The organism is Streptomyces sp. Z423-1, assembly GCF_013009255.1.
GTDB classification, from domain to species: Bacteria; Actinomycetota; Actinomycetes; order Streptomycetales; family Streptomycetaceae; genus Streptomyces; species Streptomyces gossypiisoli.
This window is the reverse complement of the sequence record NZ_CP053109.1, coordinates 2,813,878-2,834,044: the sequence shown is the minus strand read 5'-3', so window position 1 is coordinate 2,834,044 and position 20,167 is coordinate 2,813,878. Positions and strand designations below refer to the sequence as shown.

Genomic DNA, 20,167 nt, shown 5'->3' with positions numbered 1-20,167 from the left:
ACCCATGGGGCGTCGATCCGGGCAACAGTACCCAGGACCGAGCGGTGCGGAATGGCCGCGAATCGGCGCGTCGGTGACCCATGGAGGAGTTGGTGCGGTGCTGTTCCCGCTGGCCGCTCACACCGGGGGCACGGCGCCGGTGCCCTGGCCGCAGCGGCGGCTCCGCCGTGCCGTGCGGGACGTGGCCGCCATGGTCGCGGCGGTGGCCTGGGCGTCGATGGCCCTTGGTGGTGGGCTGTTCACCTGGCGCAGTGAGGGCTACGGCTTCGCATGCTCTCGGCTCGGTCCGTGCGGCGGGAAAGCCGGGGCGGCCTGGTGACGCTCCAGGAGCTGTACCTGACACTGCTGGTCGCCGGCACGGTGCTGCTGGCCAGCATCGCCGCGGCCCGCGCCGCCCACCGCGTCGGTCTGCCCGGCCTGCTGCTCTTCCTCGCCGTCGGCGTGATCGCCGGCGAGGACGTCATCGGCCTGCACTTCGATGACGCGCAGCTAGCACAAGCGCTGGGCACCGCCGCGCTGGCGGTCATCCTCATCGAGGGTGGCCTGACCACCCAGTGGAGCGACATCAGGCGCCTTCTGGCGCCGGCCGGGGTGCTCGCCACCGTCGGGGTCGCCGTGTCGGTGGTCGTCACCGCGGCGGGCGTGCACTGGCTGCTGGGCATGGACTGGCACCTGGCGCTGCTGCTCGGGGCGATCGTGGCCTCCACCGACGCGGCGGCCGTCTTCGCCGTGCTGCGCTCGCTGCCGCTGCCGCAGAAGGTGACCGGCCTGCTGGAGGCCGAGTCCGGCTTCAACGACGCCCCGGCCATCATCCTGGTGATGGTCTTCTCCGCCGCCACCTCCGCGCTGCCCGGCGCGGGGTACATCGCCGGCAACGTCGTCTACCAGCTGGCCGTGGGCGGGCTGCTCGGCGTGGTGCTCGGAGGCATGGGCGCGGCAGCGCTCCGGCGCATCGCCCTGCCGGCGACCGGCCTGTATCCGCTGGCCACGCTCGGCTTCGGCATCCTCGCCTTCGCCGCCGCCGGCGTCGTGAACGCCAGCGGCATCATCGCCGCCTACCTCGCCGGCCTGGTGCTGGGCAATGCCAAGCTCCCCCACCGCGCCGCCACCCGCTCCTTCGCCGAAGGCGCCGGCTGGCTGGCCCAAATCGGCCTGTTCGTCATGCTCGGCCTGCTCGTCACCCCACGCCAGCTGCCCTCCGCGATCCTGCCCGCCATCGTCACCGGCCTCGTGCTGCTGCTCGCCGCCCGCCCCGCCTGCGTCGCCGCCTGCCTGAGCCCCTTCCGCGTGCCGTGGCGCGAGCAGGCGTTCATCTCCTGGGCCGGGCTGCGCGGCGCCGTCCCGATCGTGCTGGCCACGTTCCCCGTCGTCGCGGGCGTCGATGGCGCCCAGGACCTGCTCGACATCGTCTTCGTCCTGGTCGTCCTGTTCACCCTCATCCAGGGCCCGGCCCTGCCGGCCGCGGCCCGCGGCCTGGGTTTGACCCGCTCCGATGCCCTGCGCGACGTCCAGGTCGAGACCGCGCCGCTGGATGTGCTCGACGCGGACCTGCTCACCGTGACCGTCCCGCCGAGCTCCCGCCTGCAGGGTGTGGCGGTCTTCGAACTCCGCCTGCCGCCGCCGACCGTGCTCACCCTCGTCGTCCGCGACGGCACCGCCCTCGTTCCCGGACCTGACACCGTGCTCCGCACCGGTGACGAGCTACTGCTGATCACTACGCCGCAGACCCGGGAGGCCGCTGAGCGACGACTGCGCGCCGTCGGACGCCGCGGCAAACTCGCACGCTGGTTCGGCGAACACGGCGACCCGGGCCCCACCGCCGCCCCGGCGTCCGACGCCACGCCGTAACCACTGCTATGGCCGGGCACCCCGGCGTTCGCCCGGCCACTCAGCCGGCGTACACGTCGGATGAGCGCCTGGCCTCCAGGGGCACGCAGGACCAGACCCGGCCGACCCCCTGGCCTTGGCACCCGACCATCGCGTAACATGCGTTACGCAACACGCGTTACGCGAAGAGGAGGGCCTCGTGCCTCGACAGGTGGACCATGCCGAGCGCCGCGCCGAGATCTCCGGTGCCGTCTGGCAGGTCGTGAGCGAGAGCGGGCTGGAGGGGCTGACACTGCGGGCGGTCGCCGCCGCCGCCGGGTGCACGACGGGCATGGTCACCCACTACTTCCGCGACAAGAAGGCGCTCCTGGCGCACGCCCGGTCCGTCATGCATCGCCGCATGGCGGACCGCATCGACGCGATGCCCGTGCGGCACGCAGACCCGCGGGCCCACCTGTACGCCGTGGCCGAGCAGGCACTGCCGCTGGACGAGGAACGGCACCTGGAGGCCGTGGTGTGGTCGTCCTTCCTGCTCACCACCCGCACCGACCCGGAACTCCTGCGCGAGCACTCCGTCAGCCACGCCTCCTGGGTGCGCCGACTGACCGCTCTGGTGCGCGCGGCACTCCCCGGTGAGCCGGAGCCGGGGGACCTGGAGGACCGGGTGCGCGCCCTCGTCGCATGCCTGGACGGCCTGGCCCTGAACGCCGTCACCGATCCGGACGCCTACCCGCCCGACGTCCAACGGCGCGTCCTGGACAGACAACTGGACCTGATCCTCGAAGGAAACCGCACCCTGTGACCACCCCCGATCTCACCATCGCCGCCGCGGCGGCCGACCACCCGAGCGTCCGGCAACTGGTCCGCGCCCTCGACGACGACCTCGCCGCCCGCTACCCCGACGAGCCCTGCACCGGCGGCTCCCACCTGCGCCCCGCCATCCGCTTCCTGCTTGCGCAGGCCGACGGCCGCCCGATCGGCTGCTGTGCCGTCCAGCCCTTTCCCTCCCCCGACACCGCCGCCGAACTCAAGCGCATGTACGTAGTCCCCGAGGCCCGCGGCCGCGGCATCGCCGCCCGCCTCCTGGCCGAGGCAGAACGCACCGCCACCGCCCTCGGCCACCCCGAGATGCGCCTGGAGACGGCCGTCCACCAGCCCGAAGCCATCGCCCTGTACACCCGCGCCGGCTACCAGCCGATCCCCAACTACCCGCCGTACGAACACAAGACGCTCAGCCGCTGCTACGCCAAACCCCTCCCGCTCCCCAGACCGGCCCGGCCGGAGTGGGACGGGGGCGAACTGTCCACCTTCCTCGCCGGACAGGGCCTTTCCCCCAAGGACGTCCTCGCGCCCGGAAGCCGGTACTGGCTCACCCGGGACACCGCAGGCCCCGCCGCGGCCCTGGGCTGGGAACGCCAGGACGACCACGTGCTGCTGCGCAGCGTCGCCGTCCGCCCCGACCTGCGCGGCTGCGGCGCCGCACGACGCCTGGTCGAACACGCGCTCACGGACGCCGCCGCGCAAGGAGCCCGCACGGCCTACCTGTTCTCCACGGGAGCCGGAGCCTTCTGGACCCGACTCGGATTCCGCCCGGTATCGGTCGCCGAGGTCGCCCACGCCCTGCCCAACGCCCCCCAGATCCACCAGTACCGCACCGCCGGAACACTTATGGACGAAGCGGCCTGGCGACGCGACCTTCACACACTCGCCGCCGGCCCGGCCGACACCGCGGAGCCAACACCGGCCCCAAGCCGCTGATCATCAGCGGAGGCACTGGTGCGGGGCTTTTTGCGGTGCTATGGGTGTGTGGTGCTACAGGTGCACGACGACCAGGGCGATGTCGTCACGGGAGCCGCCGGCCACGCCGAGGCGGGCCAGTAGCGCGTCGGAGAGGCGGTCGGGGCCCATGCCGGCGTAGCGGGCCAGGGCGTCGGTCAACCGGTGCAGGCCGGCATCGATGTCCTCGCCACGGCGCTCGATGAGGCCGTCGGTGTACAACACGAGGGTGTCGCCGGGGGCGTAGGGCCGAGCGGCGTGCGGGCGGGTGAGGTGCTTGGGGCGGGCGCCCAGGGGCGGGTCGGTCGCTTCATCGAGCAGGTCGCAGCCTCCGTCGGGATGCAGCAGGACGGCCGGGGGATGGCCGGCGCTGCTGTACGTGATCCGGTGATGGTGGGTGTCGACCACGACCTGGACAGCGGTGGTGGCTACCGCCCCCTCCACCGAGCGGGCGTACAGGCCGAGGACTTCCAGCGACTTCGCGGGCTCGTGCAGGGCACGGACTGCGGCGCTCAGTGCGCTGCGGAGCATGCCCATGACGGCGGCGGCCTCCAGGCCGTGGCCGACGACGTCGCCGACGGCTACGCCGAAGCAGCCATTGGGCAGGTCGACCAGGTCGTACCAGTCGCCGCACACGTTCAGCGACCCGACTGCGGGCAGGTAGCGAACCGCGACGTTCGGGTGCCGGGCCAGGTCGGGCGCGTGCAGCATGGCCTCCTGCAGAGCGACGGCGACCTGGCGTTCCCGTGCGTGTGCCTGGCGCAACTCTTCGTTCAGGCGCTGCAGCTCCCGCGATCGCGCATACAGCTCGGCCTCCATCGCCTCGCGCTCGCTCAGCGTACCGCTTTGTGGGCGGGACGGGCGGGACAGGACGAAGGCGGTCACGTCCTCCACTCGGTGGATGATCCACGCCACTTGTCCGTCCGGCCCGAGGACGGGGGTGTTGATCGGGGACCACCACCGCTCCTCGAACGTCCCGGGCCGGGATGTGACGGGGATGTCGTACTTCTGCACCGCCATCGTGTCCGGCTCTCTCGACCGCAGGACCCGGTGCAGCGAGGCGTCAAGGTTGCGTACCCCGTCCGCGTCCGGGTCCGCCGGATTGTCCGGGAAGGCGTCGAACAGGTACTGCCCCACCAGCTCCGGCCTGCTCCGCCCGGTGGCCCTCAGGTACGCATCGTTGACATCGACGATCACCAAGTCGGACCCGAGTACCAGATAGGGACTGGGTGTGGCCGCGAACAACGCTGAGTAGTCGATCTGCGGTTCCACAGGTCTAGCGCCAGTCCTTTCCGCTGCTCAAAGGGTGCTTCTTGCCAATCTAGGCAGTGCGCGGCGCGCGCGCTCGCCGTCCTGCCGCCATCCGCGTCGCACGGGACGAGGGCGCAGCGGTCGGTGGGATCTCCCAGGGCCGCTCGTCCACTCCCGCCAGCCAATGGGGCCTTCCTCGCGGCCGATAGTTACACCTCGCTGGCCTGGCGGGTGTGGTCACCGGCAGTGCCCCAGGAACGTCTTGGCTTGTACCTCGTCGCTGCCGGGCTGGTGCTGGCTGTGGCGGCGCGCCTGTCCTCCGACGCCGCCAGGAAGAGGTACAGCAGCAGCCCGTTCGTACTCCCCGCTGCCGCAGCCGGCGCCGATCACCACGGCGGCGGCCGGCACCGCCACCACGGCCTCCGGCCAGTCCCGCGGCCGTACCACCGCAGACGCCGGCACCAGCACGAGCAGCGCGGCGGACAGCACCTCGGTGGTGCCCTGCGCGGTCGGGTGCTCGATCGTCTTGGTGTCGAGAGCCGTTCGCCGCCGGGCATGCTCAGCTGCACGTACAGGCTGACGGTGGCCGGGGTGCCGGAGGCTCCTGGTCGGTGACGCGGATGACGCGGCCGGCAGGCACCCCCGCCCCGTCCAGGAGCCGAGACGCGGGCGGGGATGATCATGCAGCCGAGTGGCGGGCCGGGACCGCCGTCTCCGTGGCGGCGTCACCGGCCCGCGCGGCCCGTTGCTTGTGCTGCATCCGCCATCCGTACCGGGTGATGCCGCGCGGCTTGTAGATCGAGAGAGCGGTAGCCGTGAGCAGGACGGCCACGGCTGCCGCGGCGTCGGCCACGAGCTGAACCCGCATCCCGTTGAGGTCGCCGCTGGACAGGTTCGTTCGTGCTGCGGTGTCTGCCACGCGGTCGGCCACCTGCATGTGCAGCAGGAGAAGGGACGTGGCCACGACGGTCAGTGCGAGCTTGGCCAGCACCCAGTAGTGGCGCAGCAGCCCCCACGTTGTTCCGAGCGACTGGACGACTCCGGTCAAGAGGGAGGCGAAGGCCAGCGGGACGATCACGTACCAGCCGGTCGTCTCCAGGGCGACATAGATGCCGCGGACGCGCTCGGCGTCCCGGCCGGTCAGGCCGGCGACCGCGAGGACCAGGAAGACCGCGACCGAGCCCAGCCAGCCCACCGACGATGCGACGTGCGCGGTGAGCGCGAGTTTGCGGAGGGCCGGCGGCATCAGCATCAGTGGCCGCCGTGCATGCCGGGTCCCATGCCACTGCCGGTGAGGTGCAGCACGAGGAACAGCACCACCACGGCGAGCGCCACGATCCCGGACACCTTCACCCAGCGCGGGGCGCCGGGGGCTGCCCCGCTGTCAGAGGGGGCGGTCGGTGAGTCGGTCGTACGGGTCCCCTCGGTCGGGCGGGGGCGGCCCTCGGGCTCGGATTCCATGCGGCCACTTTTATCGAGACACTGTGTCTACGTCAAGCCATGATGTTTCGAGACCGTCGTCCCGTACACTGCCGTGGTGCCGAAGCTGTGGAACGAGACCATCGAGGAGCACCGCCGCGCCGTACGGGAGGCGGTACTGGAGACCGCGGCGGCGCTCGTGGCCGAGCAAGGGCTGCGGGGCGTGACGATGTCGCGGATCGCCGAGCAGAGCGGCATCGGCCGGGCCACCCTGTACAAGTACTTCCCGGACGTCGAGTCGATCCTGGTGGCGTGGCATGAGCGGCAGATCGGCGGCCACCTTGCCGAGCTCTCCGAACTCTGTGACCGCCCCGGCACCCCGGGCGAGCGGCTGGAGGCGGTGCTGGAGCGCTACGCGCTGATCCAGCAGCAGCGGCATGGCCATGGGGGCGAGCTGTCCGCCCTCATGCACAGCGGTGACCATGTCACGCACGCCGAGCAGCATCTGCGCCACTTCGTCAGGGAGTTGCTGACCGAGGGCGTTCAGGCGGGCGAGGTCCGGGACGATGTCTTGCCGGACGAGTTGGCAGGCTATTGCCTGCACGCCCTCGCCGGAGCCGCAAGCCTGCCGTCCAAGGCCGCGGTGCGGCGGCTCGTCGCCGTGACCCTGGCTGGGTTGCGTCCTCAGGGCTGACGACCCATCCGTTGCGCTGTGCGGCTGGTCCTGGCGCCGAGTCCCGGGCGTAGATCAGGCCGTGGTGCGTGCTGTGGCGAAGAGACGCCCGCGGAGACAGAGGAATGCGAGGCCACTCGCGACGAGAAGCCGCAGAGACGAGTCCGCTCCAAAGTGCTCGCCGAGCGGAGATCGCGGCGCCCCGGACGCCGGGCATGCCGATGATGGTCACGGCCACGGAGTTCAAATCCGCGTCCCGGCGCCCGGTGCGATCGAGCGGGTGCCGGTCAGTGTCCACCGCTCGATTCGACGGCGAGGCGCATGCGGAAGGTCTTGCCGCCGTCCTTCGACTCGTACACGCCGTCCTGGGTGGCGGCCAGGATGTGCTCGGCGCCGACCGCGGTGAGCGCCTGGGGTGGTTGGCCGCCCGGCACGGTGGAGACCTTCTTCCACGTGGCGCCGCCGTCGCTGCTGCGGTTCAGGACACCGGCCTGGTCGATCCCGTAGAGGGCGTCCGCGGCCTTCCAGGAGAGGTACGCCAGCACCGGCTTCTTGCCCTTGGCGAACGTCCTGCCGCCGTCGGTGCTGCGGGCGACGCCCTCGGCGGTGGTGGCGAGGATGAGACGGGGGTCGTTGGGGCTGACCGCGATGTCGAGCGCCTCGAGGCTCGCCCCGTCCTTCCAGGTGGTGCCGTCCTTGGTGGTGCGCAGCAGGGCGTTGGTGGCGTCGTAGCCATAGACCGTGCCGTGTGCGTGGTCCAGCGCGTGGAAGTCCGACTCGCCGGACAGGGACAGCGACGTCCAGGTCTTTCCGGCGTCGGTGCTCTTGATCAGTCCCTTGTTGCCGCCGGAGGCGGGATGGCCGCTGGCGTAGAAGGTGTTGTCCCCGGCCACCGTGAAGCCCATGAAGTCGTCCCTGCTGTCGCCGACGAGCCGGGGCTCGCCGCCTGTGCCAGGGGTGTAGACGCCCTCGTGGGTGGCGACGTACAGGCGCTGGTCGGAGGGGTCCAGGCCGAGGCCGTGGATGTGGCTCACCGTTGTTGCGGCGGTGGACGTATCCGCGCCGTCTTTGTCATCGGAGCAGGCGGCCACGGTCAGGGCGAGAGTCAGGGCGGCCGCTGTCGCGGCGGCATGGCGCTTGTTCATGGTTCCTCGGAGACATCGGGCGCGCGGTGACGCGGAAGGCCGGGAGGGTGCGGTCGAGGGAAATGTGCGGAGGCCAGGGCCCGGGCCGTCCGGCTCCTCGGCGAGCGTGCCGCGGAGCCGGACGGCCCGGTGCGACCTGGCTCAGAGCCGGTCGAGGATGCTCTGCAGTTGCGTGACCTCGGCGGACTGGCCCTTGACGATGTCGCCGGCCATCTTCTTGGCGGCGGCGTTCTTGCCGTTCTTCTGCTCGTCCTTGGCCATGGCGATCGCGCCGTTGTGGTGCTCGATCATCATCTGGGCGAACATCTTGTCGAACTCCTTGCCCTTCATGGCCTGGAGTTCCTTCATGTCCGCGTCGGACATCATGCCGTCGCCACCGTGACCGCTGCCGTGGTCCATGCCGGGCATGGACTCCATCGCGGTCGGCTGCTTCCAGGACTGCAGCCAGCCCTTCATCGTCTTGATCTCAGGGTCCTGGGCCTGCTCGATCTTCTGCGCGATGTCCTTGATCTCCGCGTCGGAGGCGCGGCCGTCGGCGAGCTGAGCCATCTCCAGGGCCTGCTCGTGGTGGGGGATCATCATCTGCGCGAACATCACGTCCGCGTCGTCGAAGTCCCCGGCCTTGTCCCCGGCGTCGGTGGTCGCCGTGGCCGATGACGAGCTGCTGCCGTGGTCCATGCCGCTCATGTCGTCACCGTCGCCACCGCAGGCGGACAGCAGCAGAGCTCCCGCCGCGACGATGCTCGCTGCCGCGATACGGCGAGTGGACGTGCGGCGCAGGGCGCGCGTGAAGGCAGTCATGATCGGTTTCACCTCGGGTGTTGTCTGGTTCTAGTGGCTGTTTTCGGGCGTGCGAGACGGCGGGATCGCGCGTGGTGCGCGCCCGCGAGGGTGTCTCGGCCTACAGCCGAAGGACCGACAACTGGGTGAGATCGGGGCCGCGTGGCGGCGGGTTGGGGTGCAGCACCGCGGCGACCTGGGCACGAAGGCTCGCCAGCCAGTCGGGGTGGCGGGCGAGCGCCGACCGGACGAGCGCGGCGAGCACCCATGCGGCGAGCAGGACGGCCAGGCAGAGGGAGAGCATGTCCATCGCCATGACGGGCGTGTCGGTGGACGGCGCGTGCCCGGAGGCGGCCGCGTGCTCGGATTCCGCCATGGTCGGAGTCGAGGCGGCCTCGTACGTCGCCGAGACCGCATGGGTCGTCGGCGCCGATGCATGGGAGGCCGGGCCCATCTCGGCGGCATGCGAATCGGTGGGATGACCGATGGTGTGCATGACGAACACACCGAACGCGAGCACGACCACGAGCAGCAGGTGCCCGAGGGCGCCTCCTGTTCGTACGTACCGGCTCACGGTCGCTCCCCACACATCCTTCGAGAGCCGCCGCGGCCCTCGGCCCCCGACACTACCGAAGAGGAGCCGGAACTGGTTGTGGATTCGAACCTCTTGGTTGTACAGTCGAACCATGTCAAGGGATCGCAGGGCCGATGACCCGGCCGCTCTGCAGGAGGCACTGGCGGGTTTTGTGCGTGCCTTCGGGCTGCACCAGCCGGAAACCACTCCCTGTGGCCAGCAGATCTCGGTCTCCGAGGCGCACGCCCTGGGCGAGTTGGCGCAAGAGGGCGCACTGCGGCAGGTGGAGCTGACGCGTCGGCTGCGGCTGCAGAAGAGCACCGTGAGCCGCCTGGTCACCCAGCTGTCCGCCCGCGGGTGGGTCGAACGCGCCCCGGCCCCTGACGACGGACGCGGTGTCGTCCTGCGCCTCACCCCCTCGGGGCGGCGAGCCGCGCAGAACCTTGCTCAAGCTCGACGGGAGCGCTTCTCCCAACTGCTCGAAGCAATCCCGGCCCACGAAAGAGCGGGCGTGCTCCACGCCCTCGATGTGATGGTGGAGGCACTGGATGAATAGCGGCAAGCGCCGTGCCCTGGTGGCGGGCGCGGGCGTGATGATCGCCGGCGCGGTGACGGCTGTCGCCTTGGTGGCCGGCGGCTCAGAGAAGGAGCCGGGCGACGGCCGGACCGAGCGGCAGGAGTTAGTGGCCGAGCGCGGCAGAACCGTGATGCCCTTCGACCTTGAGCGGACCACCCACCGCTTCACCCCCACGGCAACCGGGGGCACCCAGGATGTCGTGGCCGACCGGCGCGGCGATACCGAGCAGATCGACCTGATACGCGATCACCTGCGCAAGGAGGCCGCGGCGTTCAGCCGGGGGGACTTCGCCGACCCCGCCCGGATCCACGGCGCCGACATGCCGGGCCTCGCCGAACTGCGGGACGGGTATGACCGTATCGAGGTGACGTACGAAGACCGGGCCGACGGGGCCACCCTGACCTACACCACGCAGGATTCGGCGCTGGCCGACGCCCTGCACGACTGGTTCGAAGCCCAGCTCGGCGACCACGGCGCGCACGCCGAGTCCGGCCATTGAAGCGGAAGGAGCAAAGGGGGCAAGGGCGCGACAGCGCGATGACGAACACCACCACCGCGTCTCCACCTGTGCTCGCCCGGGTGCTGATCGTCGGCTCCGGCATCATGAGCCTCGCCAACTCGGTCACCGTTCCCTTCCTGGCCGTGTTCCTCCACCAGGAACTCGGGCTCCAGCCGGGCATGATCGGCTTCATCATCGGCTCATCGGTGTTCTTCTCGGTCTTCGCCGGGTTCGTCGGAGGCTCGCTCTCCGACCTCCTCGGCCGGACCCGGCTGCTACTGGTCTCCCTGCTGGGAGTGATCGGCTCCTTCGTGGGCCTCTACTTCAGCCACGGCGTCCTTGCGGTGTTCGTCTTCAACGCGACGATGGCGCTCAGCAGCAGCTCCTTCGGCCCCGTGGGCAAGGCGCTGCTGAGCGACCTGCTCCCGCCGGGCCGGCGGGTGAAGTGGTTCTCCTACCAGTACGTGGCCACCAACATGGGCTTCGCCGTCGGGCCGGTCGCCGGCGCGGCGGTCGGTCTGGCCGGCGACCGGTCGGCGTTCCTCGTCGGCGCGCTCGGCTACGGCGTCTACCTGCTCGGCCTGGCCGGAGTCCTGCTGCTGACCTCGTCGTCCGCGCCGGCCGGCGAGCCCGACGGGACGGCCACCGGCGAGGGGCAGGCGCGGCTCTTCGGCAGCGTGCTCAAGGGACTCGCGGACAGCGCGCGGGTCGTGGCGACTGACGCGCGGCTGCTGTTCCTCATCCTCGCCGGACTGCTGCTGGAGGCCGTGCACGGCCGTATCTCCTCGCTGCTCGCGCAGCATCTCTCCGACGGTTTCGCCGACGGCACCGCGATCCTGGGGTACGTGCTGACCACCAACGCGGTGACCGTGGTCGTCCTGCAACTGTCCGTCTCCCGGTTCACGGCCAAGCGCAACCCCGTAGCGTCCATCGTCGTCGGCGGTCTGCTGACCGTCCTCGGCATGGCAGGCTTCGCGTTCGCGGAGGAGACCTGGCACTTCGTCGCCGCGATGGTGGTGTTCTCGCTCGGCGAGATCCTCATCTATCCGGCTGAGTTCGCCATCATCGACCGGATCGCGCCGGAGGACCGCCGAGGCTCGTACTTCGGCGCGCAGACCTTCGCCCAACTCGGCGTCTTCCTCGGCCCCTACACCGGTGGCCTGCTGCTCGCGGCCTACGGCGGCACGACCATGTTCCTCGGCGTCGGCTCGTTCGCCCTGGCCAGTGTGGTCATCTATCTGCTCGTCGGCCGGCGGATCCCCGGCTTGTCCGGCCCCGTGCCGGAGCGCACCGCGGAGCGGCCGAAGCAGGAGCCTGCCGATGACATGGCGTGAGCGGGGACTACGACTACTGGCGCCGGGGACCTGCGAACGGGCGCCCGCTGGCTCAGTCCTCGCCCACCACGGTCAGATCGTCGCCGAGGGCTGCGGCGATCTCGGCGGCCCGGGGTGCGGATACGCCTACTCCCCGAGAGAGGTCCCCGGGACCTTGCCCCGCCCCCCGTACCCCGGCCAGTACGTGGCGACAGGCTCGTCCAGTGACCCAGCGGGGTCCTGCCTTCCGGCAGACCCCGCTGGTCAATGGCTGCACGTCTACCTGAAGGACCGCAGGCGCAGGCTGTTCGTCACGACGAATACGGACGAGAAGGCCATCGCCGCGCCCGCGATCATCGGGTTGAGCATCCCGGCCGCGGCCAGCGGCAGGGCGGCGACGTTGTAGCCGAAGGCCCAGAAGAGGTTGCCCTTGATGGTGGCCAGCGTCCTGCGGGAGAGGCGGATCGCGTCGGCCGCCACCCGCAGGTCGCCGCGTACGAGGGTCAGGTCGCCGGCCTCGATGGCGGCGTCCGTGCCGGTGCCCATGGCCAGGCCCAGGTCGGCGGTGGCCAGGGCGGCCGCATCGTTGACGCCGTCGCCGACCATGGCGACCGAACGGCCTTCGGCCTGCAGCCGCTTGACGACATCCACCTTGTCCTGGGGGAGGACCTCGGCGATGACCTCGTCGATGCCGACGCTCCGCGCCACGGACTCGGCGACGAGCCGGTTGTCGCCGGTCAGCAGCACGGGCTCCAGCCCGAGCCTGCGCAGTTCGGCCACCGCCTCGGCGCTGGTCTCCTTGATCGCGTCGGCGACGGTCAGGACGCCGCGCGCCTCGCCGTCCCAGGCGACGGCAACCGCCGTACGTCCCTCGGCCTCCGCGGCGGCCTTGGCCTCGGCCAGCTCCCGTGGCAGCTCGATCACCCACTCCTCCAGGAGCTTCTCGCGGCCTATGAGCACGGCGTGGCCGTCGACGACGCCCTGGACGCCGAGCCCGGCGACGTTCTCGAAGTTCTCCGGTACCGGCAGGCTGCGGGCCCGCTCGACCGCGCCGACGGCGATGGCCTGGGCGATCGGGTGCTCGGAGGCGTGCTCCAGGGAGCCCGCCAGCCGCAGCAGTTCGCTCTCGTCGACGCCTTCGGCGACGTACACGTCCTGCAGAGTCATCCGGCCCGTGGTGACCGTGCCGGTCTTGTCCAGGACGATCGTGTCGACGCGGCGCGTGGACTCCAGGACCTCCGGCCCCTTGATGAGGATGCCGAGCTGCGCCCCGCGGCCCGTGCCGACCATCAGCGCGGTCGGCGTGGCCAGGCCCAGGGCGCACGGGCAGGCGATGATCAGGACCGCGACGGCGGCGGTGAACGCGGCGGCGGTGTCACCGGTGGCGCCGAGCCAGCCGCCGAGAGTGGCGACCGCGATGAGGAGAACGGCCGGGACGAAGACGGCGGAGATCCGGTCGGCGAGGCGCTGCACGGCTGCCTTGCCGTTCTGCGCGTCCTCGACGAGCTTGGCCATCCGGCCGAGCTGGGTGTCGGCGCCGACGCGCGTCGCCTCGACGACCAGTCGGCCGCCGGCGTTGACCGTGGCGCCGGTGACGGCGTCGCCGACCGTCACGTCGACCGGCACGGACTCGCCGGTGAGCATAGAGGCGTCGACCGCGCTCGCGCCCTCGACCACGGTGCCGTCCGTGGCGATCTTCTCGCCGGGCCGTACGACGAACCGGTCGCCTACCGCCAACTGCCCGACAGGGATGCGCACTTCCTTACCACCGCGCAGCACGGCGACATCCTTCGCGCCGAGTTCGAGCAGCGCCCGCAGCGCCGCGCCCGCCTTGCGCTTGGACTTCGCCTCCAGATAGCGCCCGGCAAGGATGAAAGCGGTCACGCCGGCCGCGGCTTCCAGGTAGATCGACGAGGAGCCGTCCGTGCGGGAGATGGTGAACTCGAAGCCGTGCCGCATGCCGGGCATGCCGGCGTGCCCGAAGAACAGCGCCCACAGCGACCAGCCGAGCGCGGCGAGCGTACCGATGGACACCAGCGTGTCCATGGTCGCGGCGCCGTGCCGGGCATTCGTCCAGGCCGCCTTGTGGAAGGGGAAGGCACCCCAGACGACGACCGGGGCCGCCAGGGTCAGTGACAGCCACTGCCAGTTGTCGAACTGCAGGACCGGGACCATCGCCATCAGCACCACGGGCACGGACAGGGCCAGCGACACGAGCAGCCGCTGCCTCAGCGAGAGCAACTCGTCGTCCGCCGCCACGGGCGCCTCGGCGGCGCTCTCCTCAGCGGCGGGTGGCGACGGCTCCTCGGCGGTGTAGCCGGTCTTCTCGACGGTGGCGATGAGGTCGGCGACCTCGACGCCCTCCGCGTACGTAACCTTCGCCTTCTCGGTGGCGAAGTTGACGGTCGCGGTGACGCCGTCCATGCGGTTGAGCTTCTTCTCGATGCGGGCGGCGCAGGAGGCGCACGTCATGCCGCCGATGGAGAGCTCGACATCGGTGGCGGGCGCGGACGCTGCGCCGGGGGACGTCTTTTCGGGAGCCGTGCTGGTCATACATATCTCCTGGGAGAGGCCGGGACGCACAGCGTCCGTATCAGCGGAGCGATGCGTCCCGGCGCGGGAGGTAATGCCCGGTAGGTGGTCTGGGCCGGATGCCCGAGCCGGACCGTCAGGCCCGGCCGACGAGCTCGTAGCCGGCCTCGTCGACGGCGGCCCGGACGGCCTCCTCGTCGAGCGGGGCGGCGGAGGTGACGGTGATCTCACCGGTCTCGGCCACGGCCTTGACCGCGGTCACGCCGTCCAGGGCGGATATCTCCTGGGCCACTGCGCCCTCGCAGTGGCCGCAGGTCATGCCGGAGACCTTGTAGACGGTGGTGACGCCGTCGCCCTGGACGGCGGTCGCGGCGCCCGAGCCGCAGGAGCCGTCGGAGGAGCAGCAGGATCCGGAGTTCGTCTGGGTGGTCATGGGTGCTCCCTCAGGGGGTGGATGCGTGGGTCTGCCGTCGGGAGAGCGTGATGTCCTCGGTCTCTCCCGGCACACCGATGCTATACCCCCTGGGGGTATGTGCAACCTGTGATGCCGCCCACACGTGCAGCGTTGGGGATGTGATGACGGCACCAACCCTCGCGCCGGATGTGGGCGGCGAGCGCCGCTCCGGTGTCGCGCCGGGCCGGCGCCGGCGTCTGCGGCGGCGGCGGCCCCAGCCGCGGGGTCGGCCGCCCGAGCAGCCATTCTTCCGGGCGTCGTGCACGCGCGGCCATGCGGATGCGGCGATCGACAACAGGAAGTACACCGCCGGCGCGGCAACCACGAGCTGTCAGACGGGTGACGACATCCCGGCAGCCCGGCGGTGCTCGCTGGGGCTGCCATGAGTCGCGGCTCCTTCCTCGGGCCGCCAGCGCGCGGATTTACCCCTGGGGGGTATATTGAGCCTGGGCGGATGGTGGCGGACAACGGGAGGGGATCGGGTGTGAGGCCCGTGGGGCGCTGCTCCAGGCCGGCGTCGGCGTACGCTCGGACCGCCGGCCGGTCGGCACTCGGCGTGCTGGTGGCCGCCTTGGTTGCGCTTGCCGTCCTCGTCCACCATGACTCGACCGCGATGGCCGGAACCCATGACATGCCGGGCACGTCGATGGCGGGGATGACCGAGCCGGGAGCCCGCCACCTCAGCGCAGACCCACATGCGTCGCACTCCGGGGCGGCTGGACCATCAGCTCACGAGGATGCCCCGGCCGGACACGCGGGCAACGTCATGAACTGCGGTGACGGCATCGCCCAGCACTGTGGCGCGGCGAGCGTCACGACCACCAACCTCTGCCCGCCGAAAGAGACGCTCCGCGCGAGCGCAGCCGCGGACCCGGTTCCCTCGCGCGCCACCGTCACCGCCCGGACGGCCGAACGGGCCCCGCCCGAGCTGTCCGTCCTCTCTCAACTGCGCATATAGGCCGCGAGTTCGCCCCGGTACGGCCGGGGCCCGGCCACAGCCCATGGCGTCGCCACGTACGCGATGCCGCGCACTTGAGAGAAGAGGACCCATACCGTGAACAGCCTCAACCGTCGCTCCCTCCTGCTCGCAGGTCTCGGCGTCGCGAGCGTCGGCACGCTCGCCGCCTGCAGCAGCGGTTCATCCAACACACCCACCCTGATGAGCCCTTCGGGCTCTGCCGTCGCCCGCGCGGAGAAGAAGCGCCGCGCCACCGGCACCGAGCGCAAGGTCACCCTGACCGCGGCCCCCGTCACCCTCGACCTCGGCGGCGTCAAGGCCAGGACCTGGGCCTACGGCGGACAGGCCCCCGGCAGGGAAATCCGGATCTCCGCCGGTGACACCCTCGTCGCCGAACTCTCCAACCAGCTCCCGGACAGGACCCCCACGTCCGTCCACTGGCACGGTCTCGCCCTGCGCTCCGACATGGACGGCGTGCCGATGGTCACCCAACGGGACATCCGCGCCGGCAGCGCCTTCACCTACCGCTTCATCGCCGCCGACCCGGGCACCCACTGGTTCCACCCCCACTCCGGGCTCCAGCTCGACCGCGGCCTGTACGCACCACTGATCGTCGAGGACCCCAAGGAGCCGCTCTCCTACGACGACGAATGGGTCGTCGTCCTCGACGACTGGCTCGACGGCGTCACCGGCACCCCCGACGAGGCCCTCGCCGAACTCCGGCAGGGCATGGCCGACCACGGCTCGGCCGGCACCGGCAGCACGCCTGGCCACGACATGTCCGGCCACGGCATGTCCGGCCACGGCATGGGAGACACGGACATGGACGGGATGAGCACGTCGCCGTCCGCGTCCTCCTCCGGTGACGGCGATGACATGTCGATGAGGTTCATGCTCATGGGCGCCACCAGTGATCTCCTCGGCGGCGACGCGGGCGACGTGAAGTACCCCTACCACCTCATCAACGGCAAGGTGCCGGCCGACCCGGACGTCTACACCGGCAAGCCGGGCCGGCGCGTGCGGATGCGCTTCATCAACGCGGGCGGCGACACCGCGTACCGGGTGGTGCTCGGCGGGCACAGGATGACCGTCACCCACACCGACGGCTACCCCGTCGAGCACCGGCAGACCGACGCCCTGCTGATCGGCATGGGCGAGCGCTACGACGTGCTGGTGACCCTCGGCGACGGTGTCTTCCCGCTCGTCGCGCTCGCCGAGGGCAAGGACGCGACCGGCCTGGCCCTGGTGCGTACGGGATCCGGCAGCGCGCCGTCCGCGGCCGTCCGCCCGAAGGAGCTGAACGGCACGGTCACCACCGCATCGGCTCTCAAGGCGGCCGAGGACGTGCGTCTGCCGTCGAGGAAGGCGGACGTCGTGCACCGCGTCGAACTGACCGGCGGTATGGAGAAGTACGACTGGGCCGTCAACGGCCGCAGGTTCGACATGGCGAACCCGGACGCCGCCCCTTTCCTGGTCGAGGAGGGGCAGCGGGTCCGCCTGGACTTCGTCAACACCACGGAGATGTGGCACCCGATGCACCTGCACGGCCACACGTTCCAGCTCGGTGGTAGCGGCGCCCGGAAGGACACCACGATCGTGCTGCCGAAGAAGACGGTGTCCGTCGTCTTCGACGCCGACAACCCGGGGCAGTGGATGCTGCACTGCCACAACGTCTACCACGGCGAGGTGGGGATGATGGCTCTCGTCGCCTACCGGGCATGACGGCCGACGTGTGCAGCACCCGGGTCCGGCCACCGGCCGGGCCCGACCCGTCCCCACACCAGCAGGTAGGGCGCGGCGAGGACGAGGCTGCCGTCGGTGGCCTCGTTGTGCTCGGCGAACAGGTCGGCCAGATCGGCCCTGGCGCGCTTCCAGCGCCCGGCGGCCTCCAGGACCGCGCGATGCTCACGGAGTGGACCCGGCTTGTTCTCGAAGACGGTGACGGCGTGCGCGACCGAGGAGTATGCGACGCGGACCCGTTCGACACGCGTTCGGACGGCTATGGGGAGCGGGGTGAACCAGGCGCGGACGTGCGCGGGGTCACCCCAGCGCATCGGCGAGCCGTTGTCCTCCGGTCGGCGGCCGAGGTGGCGCCGCACGGTCGGGGCGATCCGGCCCATGATCCCGTCGGGCGTCCAGGAGGCGACCGCGAGCAGTCCTCCGGGACGGCAGACACGGACCAACTCGGCAGCGGCCCGGGACGGTTCGGGCGCGAACATCACACCGAAGGTGGACACCACGACATCGAAGGCCCCCGCGGCGAACGGCAGAGCCTGCGCATCTCCGGCCACGAACCCGACGCTCCGGCTCGGCAGTTCCGCCCGGCGAGCGCGATCCGCCGCGATCCGCAGCAGTCCCGGCTCCAGGTCCACGCCCACGGTATGGGCTCCGGCACGTGCGGCGGCGAGCGCTGCGGGCCCGGACCCGGTGCCCACGTCCAGGACGCGCGGCACGGGCGCATGCCGTGCCCGACCCGGCTCGGGGCCGAGAGCAGCCAGGGCAAAGGCCGTCACATCGTCCGCGGCATGCGCCCATGCGTCACCGGCGGCGGTGTAATCGCCTCCCTGCCAGTCGCCGCTCACCGCCGGCCCGTCCGCCCCGAGTGGCGCAGCAGCGTGACGCCGTACTCGGCCAAGTCCTCCGGCAGCCGGGCCAGGCCCGGGAGCTGCTCGATGTGGTGGACGCCCGGGGGCGCGGTCCCGGTGAGCAGTTCGCGAGTGACGTACGCGGCGGTCAGGCCGGTGACGCGGCTCTGCTCGCGTCCGGTGAGCGCGTAGGCCGCGTGCCGGTCGCCGTGCCAGGCATCAGCCCGTACGGCGAAACCGTCGCCGCCCAGGTGGACGCGGCCGGAGAGGTCGGCCAGCCGCCGCTGAACGTCCGGTCGGGCGGTCAGTCGCGTCAGACCGGCTCGGCGCATCGTGAACAGGGCGGTGCTCAGCGCACGGGAGTCGAGGCACAGGCGCGTGGTCACCTGGGGGACGCCGAGGGTGCGGGGCAGCGTGTGCTGGTCGGAGAAGGGGAAGGGGTGGGCGGTCCGGGGACCGTGGCCGGGCAGTTCGGTGCGCAGCGGACGGGCGCGCACCGGCTCGGCCAGACCGGCCATCGTCCAGCGCAGCGCGTCGGTGCCGTGCCGCTCACCGGTCCCGAACAGCAGCGTGAGGTCGATGCGGTCGGCCCCGCCGACGGCTTCGTGGGCGCGACGGGCGAGCAGGTTCGTCACACCCGGCGCGACGCCGACGCTCAGCACGCCCGTGGCCCCGGCGTCCGTGGCCACACCGCCCAGCTCCGCCACGGCGTCCAGCAGCCGCGCGGTGGCTGAGACGTCGACGACATGGATGCCGCCTTCGAGGCAGACCCGGGCGACCCCCGCGTCCGGCGGCTCCACACACAGCACCACCGCGGCCACCGCGCCGAGTCCATCCAGCACCCGCCGGAAGCCCTCGGGGTCGGCGACGTCCACGCGGACGCCGCCGAGCCGACGCGCCCGCTCCGCGTTCCGCCCGCCGGGCACGACACGGCCCGGGTACCAGGCGCCGAGCGTCGACGTCACGGTCGCGCCGACAGCACCGTAGCCGCCGACGACCAGGATCCGGCCGTCGGTTCCCCGTGATTCCGCTGTAGTCATACTCCAGTGAATTACACTGTAGTGGCACTACAGTCAAAATCCGGGAGTCCAGGGAGCCCTCATGCCGATGACCCGCGCCGAGAAGGCCCGCCGCACCCGGCAGCGCATGCTGGAGGCCGCGACCCGGCTGTTCACCGAACGCGGCTGGACGCGGACGACCGTCGAGGACGTCGCCCGCGCGGCCGAAGTCGGGGTCCAGACCGTGTACTTCACGTTCGGCACCAAGCGGGCCCTGCTGAAGGAGGTCCTGGACGTCGCGATCGCCGGTGACGGCGACCCGGTCGCCACCCTCGACCGCCCCTGGGCCCGCAAGGTGCTCGCCGAACCGGACCCGGCCGGACAACTCGCCCTCCAGGCCGCCGGAGCACGCGAGGTGCTGGAACGTGCCGCCCCCGTGCTGGACGTCGTACGCGGCGCGGCGGCAGCCGACCCGGAACTGGCCGAGCTGTGGCGCACCAACCTCCAGCAGCGGCACACCGTCCAGCTCCACTTCGCCGAGGCACTGTTGGCCAAGACCGGCGGGTGTCTGCGGGACGGCCACGACGGGGCGGCGGCCGCCGACATCGCGCTCACGGTGCTCGGACCGGAGACCTACGACCTGCTGGTCAGCGGACGCGGCTGGACCCCGGCCCGCTGGGAACGCTGGGCCGCGGACACGCTCGTACGACAGTTGCTGCCCTGAAGGCTGGAGTCCGGGAGCGGGCGGATCCAGCGGCCCCGCTTGGGGGACCGGGTTTGCGGCGTCTGACGCGGTGTTACCCCTA

22 protein-coding genes are annotated in these 20,167 nt (G+C 71.5%); 11 read left to right on the top strand and 11 right to left on the bottom strand.

Annotated features, from left to right (window positions below):
- Positions 1-97 precede the first annotated feature (97 nt).
- From HJD23_RS12665 to HJD23_RS12650, 4 genes are all read left to right on the top strand, one after another.
- Positions 98-319: a hypothetical protein gene (locus HJD23_RS12665; protein ID WP_171118210.1), complete on the top strand. Its 222-nt coding sequence runs from the start codon at positions 98-100 to the stop codon at positions 317-319.
- Positions 316-1,848 (top strand): potassium/proton antiporter, encoded by a 1,533-nt coding sequence (locus tag HJD23_RS12660; protein WP_171119230.1) that lies wholly within the window; start codon positions 316-318, stop codon positions 1,846-1,848. The genes HJD23_RS12665 and HJD23_RS12660 overlap by 4 nt, the downstream gene beginning before the upstream one ends.
- Positions 1,849-2,026: 178 nt before the next feature.
- Entirely contained in the window at positions 2,027-2,629 is a 603-nt protein-coding gene (locus HJD23_RS12655) for a TetR family transcriptional regulator C-terminal domain-containing protein (RefSeq protein ID WP_171118208.1), read from the top strand.
- On the top strand, positions 2,626-3,585 hold the full coding sequence (locus HJD23_RS12650; RefSeq protein ID WP_171111920.1) for a GNAT family N-acetyltransferase: 960 nt from the start codon (positions 2,626-2,628) through the stop codon (positions 3,583-3,585). Before HJD23_RS12655 ends, HJD23_RS12650 begins: the two co-directional genes overlap by 4 nt.
- A 54-nt stretch (positions 3,586-3,639) precedes the next feature.
- Here the strand turns inward: HJD23_RS12650 and HJD23_RS12645 are convergent, their stop codons facing one another.
- The 4 genes from HJD23_RS12645 to HJD23_RS12630 form a co-directional block, all read right to left on the bottom strand.
- Entirely contained in the window at positions 3,640-4,875 is a 1,236-nt protein-coding gene (locus HJD23_RS12645) for a SpoIIE family protein phosphatase (RefSeq protein WP_171118206.1), read from the bottom strand.
- Positions 4,876-5,091: 216 nt separating this feature from the next.
- On the bottom strand, positions 5,092-5,343 hold the full coding sequence (locus HJD23_RS43050; protein WP_180686686.1) for a hypothetical protein: 252 nt from the start codon (positions 5,341-5,343) through the stop codon (positions 5,092-5,094).
- Positions 5,344-5,533: 190 nt separating this feature from the next.
- The gene (locus tag HJD23_RS12635; RefSeq protein ID WP_232108013.1) at positions 5,534-6,100 is read right to left on the bottom strand and encodes a hypothetical protein; all 567 of its coding nucleotides are present in this window, start codon (positions 6,098-6,100) and stop codon (positions 5,534-5,536) included.
- Between the two features lie 5 nt (positions 6,101-6,105).
- Complete coding sequence (locus tag HJD23_RS12630; RefSeq protein ID WP_171118202.1) at positions 6,106-6,315, bottom strand: hypothetical protein; 210 nt, start codon at positions 6,313-6,315, stop codon at positions 6,106-6,108.
- Between the two features lie 76 nt (positions 6,316-6,391).
- Between HJD23_RS12630 and HJD23_RS12625 the strand changes: the two genes are divergently transcribed.
- Entirely contained in the window at positions 6,392-6,967 is a 576-nt protein-coding gene (locus tag HJD23_RS12625) for a TetR/AcrR family transcriptional regulator (protein ID WP_171118200.1), read from the top strand.
- 266 nt (positions 6,968-7,233) lie between these two features.
- On the opposite strand, the gene HJD23_RS12620 is transcribed toward HJD23_RS12625, so the two are convergent.
- From HJD23_RS12620 to HJD23_RS12610, 3 genes are all read right to left on the bottom strand, one after another.
- Positions 7,234-8,091, bottom strand: a complete 858-nt coding sequence (locus HJD23_RS12620; protein ID WP_171118198.1) for a F510_1955 family glycosylhydrolase — start codon at positions 8,089-8,091, stop codon at positions 7,234-7,236.
- Positions 8,092-8,232: 141 nt separating this feature from the next.
- Complete coding sequence (locus HJD23_RS12615; RefSeq protein WP_171118197.1) at positions 8,233-8,892, bottom strand: DUF305 domain-containing protein; 660 nt, start codon at positions 8,890-8,892, stop codon at positions 8,233-8,235.
- 100 nt (positions 8,893-8,992) lie between these two features.
- Positions 8,993-9,445, bottom strand: a complete 453-nt coding sequence (locus tag HJD23_RS12610) for a DUF6153 family protein (RefSeq protein WP_171118195.1) — start codon at positions 9,443-9,445, stop codon at positions 8,993-8,995.
- Positions 9,446-9,557: 112 nt separating this feature from the next.
- On the opposite strand from HJD23_RS12610, the gene HJD23_RS12605 reads away from it, so the two are divergent.
- From HJD23_RS12605 to HJD23_RS12595, 3 genes are read left to right on the top strand one after another with little or no spacing between them, the layout of a single operon-like run.
- Entirely contained in the window at positions 9,558-10,001 is a 444-nt protein-coding gene (locus HJD23_RS12605) for a MarR family transcriptional regulator (RefSeq protein WP_171118192.1), read from the top strand.
- Positions 9,994-10,521, top strand: coding sequence for an aspartate carbamoyltransferase (locus HJD23_RS12600; RefSeq protein ID WP_197973095.1), 528 nt, complete (start codon positions 9,994-9,996; stop codon positions 10,519-10,521). Before HJD23_RS12605 ends, HJD23_RS12600 begins: the two co-directional genes overlap by 8 nt.
- Positions 10,522-10,559: 38 nt before the next feature.
- The gene (locus HJD23_RS12595) at positions 10,560-11,855 is read left to right on the top strand and encodes an MFS transporter (protein WP_197973094.1); all 1,296 of its coding nucleotides are present in this window, start codon (positions 10,560-10,562) and stop codon (positions 11,853-11,855) included.
- Between the two features lie 258 nt (positions 11,856-12,113).
- Here the strand turns inward: HJD23_RS12595 and HJD23_RS12590 are convergent, their stop codons facing one another.
- On the bottom strand, positions 12,114-14,387 hold the full coding sequence (locus tag HJD23_RS12590) for a heavy metal translocating P-type ATPase (RefSeq protein WP_171118190.1): 2,274 nt from the start codon (positions 14,385-14,387) through the stop codon (positions 12,114-12,116).
- Positions 14,388-14,502: 115 nt separating this feature from the next.
- On the bottom strand, positions 14,503-14,799 hold the full coding sequence (locus tag HJD23_RS12585; RefSeq protein ID WP_171118188.1) for a heavy-metal-associated domain-containing protein: 297 nt from the start codon (positions 14,797-14,799) through the stop codon (positions 14,503-14,505).
- A 787-nt stretch (positions 14,800-15,586) separates the two neighbouring features.
- On the opposite strand from HJD23_RS12585, the gene HJD23_RS43045 reads away from it, so the two are divergent.
- Positions 15,587-15,778: a DUF6153 family protein gene (locus tag HJD23_RS43045; protein WP_206352699.1), complete on the top strand. Its 192-nt coding sequence runs from the start codon at positions 15,587-15,589 to the stop codon at positions 15,776-15,778.
- A gap of 96 nt (positions 15,779-15,874) precedes the next feature.
- Positions 15,875-17,500 (top strand): multicopper oxidase family protein, encoded by a 1,626-nt coding sequence (locus HJD23_RS12575; RefSeq protein ID WP_171118184.1) that lies wholly within the window; start codon positions 15,875-15,877, stop codon positions 17,498-17,500.
- On the opposite strand, the gene HJD23_RS12570 is transcribed toward HJD23_RS12575, so the two are convergent.
- A complete protein-coding gene (locus tag HJD23_RS12570) occupies positions 17,488-18,291 on the bottom strand; it encodes a class I SAM-dependent methyltransferase (protein WP_277347803.1) in 804 nt (267 codons plus the stop codon). The two genes, HJD23_RS12575 and HJD23_RS12570, sit on opposite strands and share 13 nt — an antisense overlap.
- A gap of 65 nt (positions 18,292-18,356) precedes the next feature.
- Positions 18,357-19,403 (bottom strand): saccharopine dehydrogenase, encoded by a 1,047-nt coding sequence (locus HJD23_RS12565; RefSeq protein WP_206326336.1) that lies wholly within the window; start codon positions 19,401-19,403, stop codon positions 18,357-18,359.
- 61 nt (positions 19,404-19,464) lie between these two features.
- Between HJD23_RS12565 and HJD23_RS12560 the strand changes: the two genes are divergently transcribed.
- Positions 19,465-20,085, top strand: a complete 621-nt coding sequence (locus tag HJD23_RS12560; protein ID WP_240980694.1) for a TetR/AcrR family transcriptional regulator — start codon at positions 19,465-19,467, stop codon at positions 20,083-20,085.
- The last annotated feature ends 82 nt before the right edge of the window (positions 20,086-20,167 follow it).